This window comes from Bacillus sp. FAU20 (genome assembly GCF_056033865.1).
The window spans coordinates 26,476-41,314 of the sequence record NZ_JBVYHY010000024.1 but is presented as its reverse complement, the minus strand read 5'-3'; the positions used below and the strand labels follow the sequence as shown (position 1 = coordinate 41,314).

The window sequence follows — 14,839 nt, the reverse complement described above, 5'->3', positions numbered from 1 at the left end:
ATTTTACCATAAAAATAGCCCTAGCTATGAGCTAGGACCATCCTTTTTTACCCCGATTGGTGAGGGCTAATAATCAGCGGGGGATAAAGCCACCCACTGATTAAAGTTTCACTTTATAACATAACACCAACGATAATCGCTGATAGAATACTTACTAATGTCGCACCATACACAAGGCGTAGACCAAATGATGATACAACATTTGATTGATTTTCATCGATACCTTTCGTTGCACCTGCGATAATTCCGATAGATGAGAAGTTCGCAAATGATACAAGGAATACAGAAAGAATACCAACTGTACGAGCCGATAAATCACCAGCTACTTTTCCAAGATCAAGCATCGCAACAAACTCATTTGATACTAATTTTGTTGCCATAATTTGTCCCGCTGTTACCATCTCAGCTTGTGGGATACCCATTACGAATGCTAATGGTGAGAAAATATATCCTAAAATAGCTTGGAATGTAATACCGAACACGGAATCAAACAAGCTATTAATTGCTGTAATTAATGCTACGAAACCAAGTAACATAGCTGCTACTGTAATCGCAATCGTGAAACCAAGCATAATGTACTCGCTCAGCATTTCAAAGAATGATTGTTTTTTCTTATTTTCTAATTTCAGTGTATCTTCTTCTTCTGTAATATCGTACGGGTTAATAATATGAATGATAATGAAACCACTAAATAAATTTAATACAAGTGCTGTTACTACATATTTCGGTTCGATCATTTTCATATAAGAACCAACGATTGACATCGACACCGTCGACATAGAAGATGCACATAATGTATATAAACGATGTTTTGGGATTTTACTTAATTGATCTTTTACTGTAATAAATACTTCCGCTTGTCCAACAATGGCAGCTGCTACTGCGTTATATGATTCTAATTTTCCTAGACCATTTACTTTACTTAACAACGTACCAATAGCACGAATAAATACAGGTAAAATTTTAAAGTGTTGCAGAATTCCGATTAAAACGGCAAAGAATACGATTGGTAATAGCGCTGTTAAGAAGAATGAAACCTCTCCTTTATTAACAAGACCACCAAATACGAAAACGATTCCAGCTTCCGCATATCCAAGAAGTGCCCCAAATCCATCTGAAATTCCTTTTACTAAAATATAACCGACTTGCGTATTTAATAAGAAATAAGATAATGCTAGCTGAATAATAAGCATAATTGCGATTGGTTTATACTTAATCTTCTTTCGATCGGCACTTATAAGAAAACCGAGTACAAATACAACAAGTAATCCTACAAGGAACATAACAAACTTCATTAATAAAATCCTCCATTTAACTCTTCATTAACGTTGAACGTCTGACCACTCAAAACAAGAAATAATCCGAACTTTCTATTTCTCCTCCAAAACCTTCAATCGAATAGGAAAAATCATAAAACCTCTTGTTTCAAAGGCATTTATCATTCTAACACAAATCACATCTCATATCCGCACTTTTCTTAAAAAAATTACATTTTATTATAAAACACTCATTAATGTTCGTCTTTTACTCCCAACAAATATATGGATAAAACAAAAAATGAGCATCAAGTTTCACTTGATGCTCACCTCATTATACTGCTTTTTCTTTATCAGCTACTTGCTCTTCCCAGCACTCTGTATTTTCCAGGCCTGGAATTGAATTCGCATAAAAGACTGGATCTTTTCCTTGTTTCTTTTGCTTTACGTAATCTGATAATGCTGCAAAGGCATACTTAGAAAGGAATACGATTGCCACTAAGTTAATAACAGCCATAATACCCATGAATAAATCTGCTACATCCCAAACGATTTGAATTGTCGCTACAGATCCTAGCATAACCATACCAAGTACAACAATGCGGTATGCATTTAATAACACTTTACTTCCATTTAAGAACTCAATATTCGTTTCACCATAGTAGTAGTTACCTACTAATGAACTAAATGCAAACAAGAAGATCGCAACTGCTACAAATATAGAAGCCCATGGACCGATATGTTGACTTAACGCCTGCTGCGTTAATTGAATTCCATTTAAATCAGCTGCATTATGCACATCTGATAAAAGAATAATAAATGCTGTACAACTACAAATTAATAATGTATCAGTAAATACCCCTAAAGTTTGAATGAAACCTTGTTTAACTGGGTGCGTTACGTTTGCAGTCGCTGCTGCGTTCGGCGCACTACCCATACCTGCTTCATTTGAGAATAACCCACGTTTTACCCCTAATAAAATCGCAGCTCCTAATCCTCCGCCTACTACTTCTTTAATTCCGAAAGCATGTAAGAAAATTTCTTTAAATACATATGGAATTGCCGTAATGTTTGTTACAACAACGAATAATGCCACTGCTACATAAATAATTGCCATTACTGGAACAATCATTTCAACCGCGCGAGCAATTCGTTTTACTCCGCCAAAAATAATAACTGCAAGTAAACCAGCCATTACAAGACCTACTAATCTACTATCTGTTTTGAATGCTCCATCAAAAGCAGCTGCTACAGTATTAGATTGCACAGCGTTAAAAATCAATCCGAAACTTACTGTTATTAATACAGAGAAAATAGCTCCAAGCCAGCGTTTATTTAAACCCTTTTCCATATAATACGCTGGACCACCACGGAACGTATTCCCATCTTTCACTTTATAAATTTGCGCTAATGTGCTCTCTACAAATGCAGAAGCACCCCCAATTACCGCGATTAACCACATCCAAAATACTGCTCCTGGACCACCTGCTGAGATTGCAATAGCTACACCAGCTAAGTTACCAGTACCTACACGAGAAGCTGTACTCATACAAAATGCTTGAAATGATGATACGCCGCTCTTCTCTTTTTGCGCTTTTCTCGTTTTCGAGCTTGCTCCATCCCCAAGCAAACGAATCATTTCACCGAAGTAACGAACTTGGACAAATTTCACACGAAATGAAAAATAGAGCCCTAACCCAATTAACATCGCAATAATGACATATGACCAAAGGATATTATTTACATCCCCAATTACCTTAGCTAAAAAATCCATATTTGCATTGCCCCCTCTTCCTAACAATAAGAAAATTATATTCTAAAAACTTTAAGTAATCAAGAACTTTATGTAAGGTTTTATGACATGAGTATGTCAAATATCTTAACGTATATGTTTTTTTACATAAAAATATAGCCATCACATGCATTTATCCAATACTCAATCACTTATCCTCTTCGACCAGTCATACTTTTAAAATAGTACGTTCCCCACAAATAACGAGAGGAACAAACAAAAAAAGTTATATTAATAATTACCTCTCACCCTTTTCATCATTTACTACAACAAAAAAGGCGAGCATCGAATTCATCTCGATGCTCGCCTTTTCATTATACTGCTTTTTCTTTATCCATTACTGCTGACTTATCCCAACACTCTGTATTTGTTAAGCCAGGAATAGAATCTGCACTGAAGACTGGATCTTTTCCTTGTTTCTTTTGTCTTACATAGTCTGCCAATGCAGCATACGCAAATCGTCCAAGAAGTGTAATCGCAATTAAGTTTGTGATTACCATTAGTCCCATAAATAGATCCGCCATATTCCATACAACTTGAAGCGTCGCAACAGAACCGAATAATACCATTCCTACTACCGCAATACGGTAAATCGTTAACCACGTTTTACTTTGTTTAATGAATTCAATATTCGTTTCACCATAATAGTAGTTTCCTAAAAGAGAACTAAATGCAAATAAGAAAATAATAATCGCTAAGAAGCTACTTGCCCATGGACCGATTTGTGAACTTAATGCATTTTGCGTTAACTCAATACCTTCTAAATTTGTTGCTTTATATGCACCAGAACATAGTACGATAAATGCTGTTGATGTACATACTAAGAATGTATCTACTAATACGCCAATTGTTTGAATAAAACCTTGTTTTGCTGGATGCGTTACATCAGCCGTCGCTGCCGCGTTTGGCGCACTACCCATACCTGCTTCGTTCGCAAATAATCCGCGCTGAATACCGTATTTCATCGCAGCGCCGATACCGCCACCTACAGCTGAATCTAAACCGAATGCACCTTTAAAGATTTCCGTAAACACATCTGGTATTAAATAGAAGTTTTTAATAACAACAAAAATAGCTACCGCAATATAAATAAGCGCCATTGGCGGAACAATCATTTCCGACATACGTGCAATACTTTTTACACCACCAAAAATAATAACCGCAACTAATGCAGCTAATACAATACCAACAATATAACGCTCTAAACCAAATGCATTTTCAAATGCTAATGTTACTGTATTCGCTTGTACTGAGTTAAAAATTAAACCGTAACTAATTGTAATAAGGATAGAGAACCAAATTCCCATCCAACGTTTATTTAAACCTTTTTCCATATAATAAGCAGGACCACCACGGAAGCCACTGCCATCTTTTATTTTATAAATTTGGGCCAGCGTACTTTCTACAAAACTTGAAGAAGCCCCGATAATCGCAATAACCCACATCCAAAATACCGCGCCAGGTCCTCCCATAGATATAGCTAACGCTACACCAGCTAAGTTACCGATACCAATACGAGCTGCTGAACTCATACAAAACGCTTGGAAAGAAGATACACTACCTTTTTTACGCGTCTTTCCAGTTAATCCATCACTCATTAGTCGAACCATTTCCCCTAAATGAGTAATTTGTACGAATTTCAATTTAATAGAAAAATAAAGACCTAAACCAATTAACATCGCAATAAGAATATATGACCAAAGAATTGTATTCGTTGATGAAACAAATTGCTCTAAAATATTCATACAATTAACCCCTCCTTTTCTCCATAAAACGAATTATATTTAAAAAACATTCAAAAATCAACATTTTTCGACAATTTGCAATTTCCAAATATTAGCCAGGCTCGCAGTAACAATATCTTTATGACTGCCCTCCCTCTAACTGTGCATACTAAAACAAAAAATAAATTCACAAACAACCCCATTGACAAAAACACCAACCTGTAACTATAATGATTACAACAGGTTGTAACAAACCTAATTACAATACATTCATTCACTTTCAGATATACACTTTAACAAAACACTTTGGAGGGATTTATTATGAAAATCGGAATTATCGGAGCAACTGGTAAAGCAGGAAGTCGTATTTTAAAAGAAGCATTAGATCGCGGACATGAAGTAACTGCAATCGTAAGAAACGCTGCAAAAATTACAGAAGAAAACGTAAAAGTGTTAGAAAAAGACGTATTTTCTCTTACATCTAACGACCTACAAGCATTCGATGTAGTTGTAAATGCATTCAGTGCTCCAGCAGGACAAGAACACCTTCACGTAGATGCAGGAAACGTACTAATTGAAGCGATGAAAGGTGCACCTAACACAAAATTACTTGTAGTTGGCGGCGCTGGAAGCTTATTTGTAGACGAAAAGAAAACAACACGTGTATTTGAGACACCAGGTTTCCCAGGCGAATACCTTGCAACAGCTCAAAACCAAGGCAAAAACTTAGAAATCTTACAACAAACAAATGATATCACTTGGACATTCATCAGCCCTTCTGCACTATTCGCATTAGGAAAACGCACTGGTTCTTACAAAGCTGGTAAAGACAACCTTCTTGTTAACGCAAAAGGTGATAGCTACGTAAGTTACGAAGATTTCGCAGTAGCAGCACTTGATGAAATCGAAAATCCAAAACATGTAAACGAACGCTTCACAGTAGTTTCTGAAGCTGAATAATAAAAAAGCTCGTAAAACATTATGTTTTACGAGCTTTTTCTTATTATTGTACTTGCTCTAAGCCATTTTGAGTAATCTTGAAGGAAATCTCTTTAAATTTTTTCGCATCCCCTTTTCCAATTAACTCACCAGTTTTATACCAACTTAAACGATCAGATTCTGCATGATACACTTTTACTACATCACCATACTCGAACATCATACCATTTACTTGCTCAGCAAAATTCTTTGAAGTCTCTTGTCCTTCTGCCGTTACATGCTTTTTCTCGGTTCCATTTTGATCATATACCGTAAGTCCTATATACTGTTCATTTACAAAACGATAATGTATTTCACCATCAGTAAATGTTGCATGTAATTTCTTCGCATCATGATTTAAGGTAACGATTGAACGCGTTACATCAGCCACACCTTGGTATACTATACTATCTCCATACATCACTTCTAATGAAGCTTCCGTCACTTTCTTATTACCAAAGCGATCTTTTGTTTCTACTTTTACTTTTTGTTCACCAATTTTTGTTGTATTCGGTTTTTCTACAAATCCGAGTACTTCTCCATCTTTCACTTGAACAAAGTTTTTTGCATCTAATTTTTCAGCGTCTGTTCCAATTACTACTTTTTGTGGTACTGCTGTTACTTCTTGCCCAGCTTCCATTCTTTCAAAGCCGTTTTCAGTAATTTTGAAGACTAGTTCCTTTATCTCTTTATTCTTTCCTTCTCCCGCATATACACCTTTTTTGTACCAGTGTAGGCGTGAAGATTCTGCATGATATACTTTCAACATATCTCCATACTCAAATGTTAATCCATTTACTTCCTTGGCAAAAGCTTTCGTATTTTCCATACCTTTTACCGCTATATTTTTCTTCACTCTTCCTTCTTTATTGTACAGAGTAAATTCAAAATACTTCTCATCTTTAAAGTAATCATGAATCAAATTATCCGTATCTGTCGCACTCATTTTTTTCGTATCATGATGTAACGTTATAATCGATTTCATATCGTCACTACCATAACTTAATCCATATACAAATAGGCTATCTCCATAAGTTACTTCTACTGGAACTTCCGTCACTTTCTTATTTCCGAAACGATCTTTCGTTTCTACTTTTACTTTTTGTTCACCAATCTTTGTCGTATTTGGTTTTTCTACAAATCCAACTACTTCTCCGTCTTTCACTTGCACAAAATCTTTTGCTTCTAATTTTTCAACGTCTGTTCCAATTACTAATTTTTGTGGTACTGCCGTTACTTCTTGCAGAGCTTCTAATCTTTCAAATCCATTTTCAGTAATTTCAAAGAATAATTCTTTTATTTCTTTATTTTTTCCTTCTCCCACATATAAACCTTTTTGATACCAATGTAAACGTGAAGACTCTGCATGGTATACTTTCACCACATCTCCATATTCAAATACTAACCCATTTACTTCCTTGGCAAAAGCTTCTGTATTCTCCAAGCCTTTTACCTCTATATTTTTCTTCTCTTTTCCCTCTTTATTGTACAAGGTGAATTCAAAATACTTCTCATCTCCAAAGTAATCATGAATCAAATTATCCGTATCTGTCGCACTCATTTTTTTCGTATCCTGATGTAACGTTATAATTGATTTCATATCGTCACCATCATAGCTTAACCCATATACAAGTAAACTATCTCCATATGTCACTTCTAATGGAACTTCCGTCACTTTCTTATTTCCAAAACGATCTTTCGTTTCCACTTTTACTTTTTGTTCACCGATTTTCATTGTATTCGGTTTTTCTACAAAACCAATTACTTCTCCACCTTTTACTTGAACAAAGTTGTTCGCCTCTAATTTTTCAGCGTCTGCCCCGATTACTACTTTTTGCGGTACTGCTTCTACTTCCTGTATACCGTCTATTAGTTCATATCCTTGTGGAGTAATCTTAAAGAACTTTTCTTTTTTATTCTTAGCTCCACCTTGCTCTACAAGTTTATTACTTTGATACCAATCGAAACGACTTGGTTCTGCATGATATACTTTCATAATATCGCCATATTGAAGTTCAACACCTTCAAGTTGCAAAGCAACTTTTTTAGAATTTTCTTGACCTTCTATAGAAATATTTTTCTTTTCATTTCCGTCCTTATCATATAAGGTAATCCCTACATACTTTTCATTTTTAAAGCGCTCATGGAACTCATTACCAACGAAAGAAACGTTGATTTTCTTTTCATCATGAAGGAGCGTTATAACAGAATTTACCTCATCACCGTAACCTTTAAATACCATAGTATCTCCATAAAGACTGTTAACTGGAACAGAAATGAAATTCCTCTGTCCTTTCTCATCCTCAATTTCTACTAATACCGCTCTTTTTCCAACCTCTAAATCCAGCCACATAATTCTACCTGTTACTTTTACATTTTCACCTAAATTTTGAACAAGACTATTTGCTAGATTTTCATTAAAATTCGCACCAACGATGAGATCTTGTACCACATTAGACGCTTCACCATAAGGAAGCCCTCCGTATGGTTTCACTTGTTTTTCACGAATAATATTACTATCTGTTGCTTTCCATATTTCTTTTTCTAATTTAGGTAAATTTAAATTTTCGATTTTCCCTCTAACCTCATCATTTGGACCTAATCCCCATTTCTCAAAAAACGGTACTAAGTTTTGTTTAGCCGCTTTCGATGCCATATAAATAAACATTTGCTTTTTATCTTCATCTGAAGCAGGCATTTCAGATTCTGGTAATAAGCGATACATTTGATGTAAATTAGGGTAAAAATGCTCTCCATAAGCTAAATCAAGTTGCCAAAACATTACTAGTTTCTCGAATTCTTCCATATTTTTTTGAGCATCAGGATTATCTAAGTAAGCAAAAGCTTTTTTATAATGACCATCTTCTTCTAGACTTGATTTATTGCCTAACATTCTTTGAACCGATAATGAATATATATTTACTGTTACTTCTCCTACACCTGACCAAAACCAAGGAGCTTGCTGATGTAAATGCCCTACTTCATGCCACGGTCCCCAGCCATCTCCTTGTAATCTCTTTATATTTAAAACCCTATCCATAGTCTCTGGAACATACCCTGTATGATAATGAGTAGCAAACATCCAATCATCTTTATCTGGTTTTCTCTTTTCAACAAATTGGATATAGTGGTTTGGAGCTTTTGACACCCCTATACCATCTTCAGATAATCCTGCTACAGAATTTTCAAAGCGAATAATCTTATCATGTAGCCTCATTAATTCTACTGGATCCGTCTCTCCCATATAGTTTTCCACTGCTTCAGGACTTGGAGTAATTAAACTTCTCTCACCCTTCAATTCAACTGCATAAGGATTTTTATACTTCTTTAACATTGCATCCCAATCTTTTTTTGTGTGCTTCCCTAAGATAAATAATGGAAAATGACTTCCTCCATGAATAACTGAAGCTGTTACTTCGCCATCATTATTCATGTTATAAAAATATAGTATTCCACCTATTGAAGATGAAATATTATTTTCACCAGGTTTTAACTCAAATTCTTCAAACCCTTTTTCATCATATGACTTCGTTCCTATGAACGCTTTAATAGATTGCGTTCCTTTTATTTCAATTTTAATTTCTTCATTTGGACCAGCATAAATTCCAGTTGGTTCATTCGCTGAAAGTACATAACGTACTTTTAAGCGTTTTTGCTCTTCTTCAATACTACCTTTCCCAGGCAAATGAAACGTTCTCTGCTCCAAACGATTCTCTTTACTCTCTTCCAACTGCCCGCCCTTATTCTCTTCCAAAGGCGCCGCATATCCTTTCGATGCTTCGAAAGCTACTGGTGATAATAATGTAGATATACAAATACCAGCTACTAATACCCTACTCTTTTTCTGCTTTGACATAATCTGTGTCCCCTGTCCTTTTTTTAGACAAACCATCCTATATATTCATTTAATAAGAAATCCTATTATTTTTATAAAAACATTTAATGAATAGACTAACGCCTCTCGCACCTATATCAATTACTTCCGCATTTCTCTAAATGTATTCGCTTTCTTAAATTGTAAAATTTTTCATGTATTATGCCCTCCTCACTTCACTCTACTTGTGATGAGTTCTCTTCTTACATAAAAGAAACATAGTAAAAGATATATTTTAGTCTCGTCATCTATACATCTAAAAATAAAACCTTACATTTTCTTCATATATGACCATCTATAGGTAGTTTTTCCAACTGAATTGTACACGCTTTACACTTTGTTTGATAGACTTTTCAATTAGAATAATGTTACAATTTTGTGAATTTAATCTATTTATTGTAACGTTTGGATTTTATTATATTTTGTTATTTCCAAATAATTTTCTCAACATAAAAACAGTGTTTTATCTAATTAATAATTATCTTGATATAATTTTAAATTTCATATATAAAAAGCATTGGTTAACACCAATGCTTTCATCCTTACCTTTTATATTGATTCGGTTTATGCGGTTCATTTGGAGTATGTGGTTTATTATTATCATGACCATTTCCTTTTTTCCAACTCACTGATAACTCCGGACTTGTTTCTTCTTCACTACGCTCAAGTAATACAACTGCATTTTGAATTGTGGGTGTACCTTTATGTGCAATCCCTTGTAGCTTCGTTAATTTCCCGATTGCTTTAAAGCTAAATCCACCAGCTGGTGTTTGTTTCGGAATTAAAATGCGGAACTTCTCTCCTACATTAAATTCTGTTTTTGTTTCGCCCTTTTCATTTGCAAATTTCACGCCCGCTGGTGCACCTGTTGGTTGCACTTTATACGTTCCGCTTTTTGCATTTGTTTCTACTGTATATAAGCCTGTTTCAAAGAAATCATTTTTCAATACCGCTTCTTGTTCTTCTGTTGGTACGACACTCATCGTAATTTCTTGTAACTCTTCACTAGCGCTAGCTTTTGCAACGATATCTTTCGTCACCTTTTCTACATTTTTATTACGGAAATCTAAATCATTAATATCGATTTGTTTTAACGCATTCCATACTGCAAGCTGCGTTGCATAATGAGCTTCTCTCCAATCAGAAACACCTAATTCTTGCGGGCTCTTTTGTGGATATCCATTCAATAATACGCGATATACGTTAATATCCACTTTCCCCATTTCCGGTAAATCTTGACCGCTTGGAGATTTTAAATCTACATTTAAGCAAAAAGCAATTTTGCCATCTGCCGTTTTAATAAGCTCTGTTCGAATTGGTTTCTTCTTGGACTTACTATAACTCCAATCCATTTGATACTTTGTATGGTCCATCACTTCTGCGAATGCTTTTTGAAGTGGGAATAACACAAATAAAACACTTAAAAACATAGCTAAAAGTTTGAACGATTGCTTTATATTCATGTTCACAGCCCCTTAATAACAAACTTAATACTAAGTAGTATTTAATTAGAAAATATTTTTATACAAAAAAAAGAGTGCTTTTACGCACTCTTTTTTCTTACCTTAATCTTAGAAATCGAAGTTATCAGGATCTGGACCAACGCGGTGATTTTGATTTAACGCATCGATTTTTTCCATATCTTCTTTCGTTAATTCAAAGTTAAATACATCAGCATTTGCAATAATGCGGTGTTCTTTCGTTGATTTTGGAATTGTAATCACTCCATTTTGAAGATCCCAACGTAAAATAACTTGCGCTGTTGTTTTGCCATATTTCTCAGCAATCTCTTGTAATGTTTCATTATCTAATAATTGACCTTGCATAAGTGGTGACCATGCTTCCATTTGAATACCTTGTTCTTTACAGAAAGCTTGTAATTCTTTTTGTGTTAAACGAGGGTGGTATTCTACTTGGTTAATCATTGGCTTAATTTCTGCATCTTTCATTACATCTTGTAAGTGGTGAATTTGGAAGTTACTTACGCCAATTGCACGTACGAGATTTTCTTTATAAAGTGTTTCTAGCGCTCTCCACGTATCTTTATATTTTCCTTCTACAGGCCAGTGAACAAGATATAGGTCTAAATACTCTAGTTCTAATTTCTTTAAGCTCTCTTCGTATGCAGCAATTGTTTCTTCGTATCCTTGATCTGCGTTCCATACTTTTGAAGTGATAAATAATTCTTCTCTTGAAATACCAGTCGCTTCAATACCTGCACGGATTCCTTCACCTACAGCTTTTTCATTTCCGTAAATTGCAGCTGTATCGATGCTACGGTATCCTGCTTTAATCGCTGATTTTACAGCTTCTACAAGTTCTGGTCCTTCTTCTACTTTAAATACACCTAAACCGAACCAAGGCATTTCTACACCATTATTTAATACTGTTTTACTTTGTAAGTTTTTCATTTTATTTTCTCTCCTTTTATTTTACTTGATCTCTTTTTTCTAATGTCATGCTCCACGCTGTTAAAATCACAGCACCTACTACCATAATTCCGCCTACCCAAGCCGTATGAATTAATCCTAACGAGTTCGTTACAATACCGCCCAAGTAAGCACCAAGAGCAATTCCTGCGTTAAATGCTGCGATGTTAATCGCCGATGCTACATCAACAGCGCTAGGTACAAACCTCTCAGCCAAGATAACGACATACACTTGTAGCCCTGGGACATTCATAAACGCAAATAGTCCCATAAAAATAATTGTAATGAATCCAGCAACTTTAAATGGTGCTGTAAATGTTAAAACAAATAATACAATCGCTTGAATAAAGAACATGTAAAATAACGCTCGAATCGGATTATGATTTGATAATTTTCCACCGACCATATTCCCAATCGCAATTGCAATTCCATACACTAACAAAATAATTGTAACGGTACTTGCTTTAAATCCTGTTACTTCTTGTAATAACGGAGATAAATACGTAAATGTTACGAACGTTCCCCCATATCCTAATGCAGTAATAATAAATACAAGTAACAGTCTTCCATTCGTAATCAGCTTAAATTGATCACGAAATGATACAGACGTACCTTTTTTTAAATTAGAAGGAATTAGCATACTATTGGCGATTAAAGCAACAATTCCAATGGCCACAATAACAATAAACGAGGCCCTCCAGCCAAATTGTTGACCGATAAACGTTCCAATTGGCACACCTGTAATAGTCGCAACTGTTAATCCAGTAAACATAATCGCAATGGCACTTGCACGTTTATTCTCAGGTACAAGAGCAGCCGCAATTGTAGATCCAATTGACATAAAAACACCATGTGCAAATGCAGATACAACCCTCGCAATAAGTAACACAGTAAAACTTGTTGCTACTGCCGCAATGCCATTACCAATAATGAAAATAATCATAATCCACATTAATAACGTCTTTCGCGACATACTAGCTGTTAATGACGTTAATACTGGAGCACCAAACGCTACTCCTAATGCATATAAAGAAACAGTTAACCCCGCTGTTGTAACAGAAACATGTAAATCCTCTGAGATAGATGGTAATAAGCCGACACTAATAAATTCAGTTGTACCAATTCCAAACGCACTAATTGCTAGTGCTAATAAAGCAAACATACTTCTCCGATTCGTCTGTACTGCCGAAGAAGATACTGTATATGAATTCAATTGAACTCCTCCTTAATGCGAGAAATCCAATCATAATAGTATGATAAAAAGGCCTTTTTATCTTCTACAAAAATAACTTTACTGTTGATATACGCTATTATGAATGGCTTTACTCTTTTTTTGAAGAACGCACTTAAAAGTACGATAGGTACCTAAAAGTAACATAGGCACTTTTTAGTACCGTACTACTCATTTCCCTCTTACGTATGCTATTATGGAACATATTCAACATGATAAAAAGTACGTACTTTAAAGTGCTATAGGCACTTTTTAGTGACATTTAATTATTTAGCTTCTTTTGTTGGAGAACTTAAATCTACATTCATCAAAGGAGATTTTTATATGAAAAAATATAATATTCCCGTTGAAGCGACTTTAGAGGTTATCGGTGGAAAATGGAAGGTTGTTATCCTTTGTCATCTAACGAAAGGCACAAAAAGAACGAGTGAACTAAAACGTTTAATGCCTGGGATTACACAAAAAATGTTAACTCAGCAATTACGTGAATTAGAAGACGATGGGGTCATTCAAAGAAAGGTATACAATCAAGTACCACCAAAAGTAGAATATTCACTTACAGAATACGGTTGGTCTTTAGAATCCATTCTTGATTCTCTTTGTACTTGGGGCGAATGCCATCTTGAAAAAAGCGGTAACACATCGATGCTAATTGTAGAAGGTGAATAATAGGAAAAAGGAAAAAACGAACATGAATTTGTTCATTTTTCCCTTTTTTTCTTTATATGTATATACATTTCTAACTGGAACAAAATATTTTATACGCTTTCATACCTTGTCAGTACTACGTTATACACTCAATATCAAATAATTAGGAATCATTTTTATGTTAACATAGGTGCATATAGTATATAATATAGGATATATATTATATACACTTTCCGGTAGCGGAGCTTTTCCATTATGCGGACAAGCCATGTATCGGACAGTTCATAAATGATAAGTGAGACGTTATGGTTTTAGATTTATGTTTGCAGCTTACTTGCTGTCGTAAATTTAAAGGCATTTTATTGTGTTTTGTGAAACTTTGTATAAAGTTTCGCAAGCGTTTACTATCTTACTTATCAAAAAATAAGAGTATTGCTATCGTAAAGGAGAATTGGAGATGCCAGAAACTATGACTCAAACAAAGCCAGAACAAGAAACTGTACAAATTTCTGCTAGCCAAGGACAACTTGATGTACTTGATCAGTTGTTAAAACCTGAGGTACAAGAATCATTAACAACACTAGTAGAACAGCTTCCAAAATTAACTGAGCTTGTTAACATTTTAACCAAATCTTATGACTTCGCTCAAACTGTTGCTACTGATGAAGTATTAAAAAGCGACACTGTTGGTGCAATTACAGAGCTTGTAGAACCTGTAAAAGATACAGTGAAAAGCATGGCTGCAACTGCAATCGAAGCGAAAGATCGTGCTGAAGAAAGCAACGAAGTTATCGGCCTATTCGGTCTGTTAAAATTACTAAAAGATCCACAAGCACAAAAAATGTTCCGCTTTGTGAACGCATATCTTCAAATTAGTGCAGAACGTAACAATAAATAATTTAACTTA

General features: G+C 34.9%; 10 protein-coding genes. 3 read left to right on the top strand and 7 right to left on the bottom strand.

Going from position 1 to position 14,839, the window contains the following annotated elements:
- Positions 1–113 precede the first annotated feature (113 nt).
- From AC0OM3_RS20535 to AC0OM3_RS20525, 3 genes are all read right to left on the bottom strand, one after another.
- The gene (locus AC0OM3_RS20535; RefSeq protein ID WP_000673843.1) at positions 114–1,295 is read right to left on the bottom strand and encodes a NupC/NupG family nucleoside CNT transporter; all 1,182 of its coding nucleotides are present in this window, start codon (positions 1,293–1,295) and stop codon (positions 114–116) included.
- A 295-nt stretch (positions 1,296–1,590) separates the two neighbouring features.
- Positions 1,591–3,030 (bottom strand): alanine/glycine:cation symporter family protein, encoded by a 1,440-nt coding sequence (locus tag AC0OM3_RS20530; RefSeq protein WP_474212873.1) that lies wholly within the window; start codon positions 3,028–3,030, stop codon positions 1,591–1,593.
- Positions 3,031–3,362: 332 nt separating this feature from the next.
- The gene (locus tag AC0OM3_RS20525; RefSeq protein WP_001022944.1) at positions 3,363–4,793 is read right to left on the bottom strand and encodes an alanine/glycine:cation symporter family protein; all 1,431 of its coding nucleotides are present in this window, start codon (positions 4,791–4,793) and stop codon (positions 3,363–3,365) included.
- A gap of 300 nt (positions 4,794–5,093) precedes the next feature.
- Between AC0OM3_RS20525 and AC0OM3_RS20520 the strand changes: the two genes are divergently transcribed.
- Positions 5,094–5,732, top strand: a complete 639-nt coding sequence (locus AC0OM3_RS20520; RefSeq protein ID WP_474212870.1) for an NAD(P)-dependent oxidoreductase — start codon at positions 5,094–5,096, stop codon at positions 5,730–5,732.
- A gap of 43 nt (positions 5,733–5,775) precedes the next feature.
- Here AC0OM3_RS20520 and AC0OM3_RS20515 read toward each other — a convergent pair whose 3' ends face one another.
- The 4 genes from AC0OM3_RS20515 to AC0OM3_RS20500 form a co-directional block, all read right to left on the bottom strand.
- Positions 5,776–9,606: a putative mucin/carbohydrate-binding domain-containing protein gene (locus AC0OM3_RS20515; RefSeq protein WP_474212868.1), complete on the bottom strand. Its 3,831-nt coding sequence runs from the start codon at positions 9,604–9,606 to the stop codon at positions 5,776–5,778.
- A gap of 560 nt (positions 9,607–10,166) precedes the next feature.
- The gene (locus AC0OM3_RS20510) at positions 10,167–11,087 is read right to left on the bottom strand and encodes a thioester domain-containing protein (protein WP_474212866.1); all 921 of its coding nucleotides are present in this window, start codon (positions 11,085–11,087) and stop codon (positions 10,167–10,169) included.
- Positions 11,088–11,195: 108 nt separating this feature from the next.
- Positions 11,196–12,035: an aldo/keto reductase gene (locus AC0OM3_RS20505; protein ID WP_000793560.1), complete on the bottom strand. Its 840-nt coding sequence runs from the start codon at positions 12,033–12,035 to the stop codon at positions 11,196–11,198.
- A 16-nt stretch (positions 12,036–12,051) separates the two neighbouring features.
- Positions 12,052–13,215 (bottom strand): MFS transporter, encoded by a 1,164-nt coding sequence (locus tag AC0OM3_RS20500; protein WP_003303256.1) that lies wholly within the window; start codon positions 13,213–13,215, stop codon positions 12,052–12,054.
- Positions 13,216–13,608: 393 nt separating this feature from the next.
- Here AC0OM3_RS20500 and AC0OM3_RS20495 point away from each other — a divergent pair, with 393 nt between their 5' ends.
- Together AC0OM3_RS20495 and AC0OM3_RS20490 are read left to right on the top strand one after the other, a co-directional pair.
- A complete protein-coding gene (locus tag AC0OM3_RS20495; RefSeq protein ID WP_000760475.1) occupies positions 13,609–13,953 on the top strand; it encodes a winged helix-turn-helix transcriptional regulator in 345 nt (114 codons plus the stop codon).
- A gap of 436 nt (positions 13,954–14,389) precedes the next feature.
- A complete protein-coding gene (locus tag AC0OM3_RS20490; protein ID WP_001115311.1) occupies positions 14,390–14,830 on the top strand; it encodes a DUF1641 domain-containing protein in 441 nt (146 codons plus the stop codon).
- The last annotated feature ends 9 nt before the right edge of the window (positions 14,831–14,839 follow it).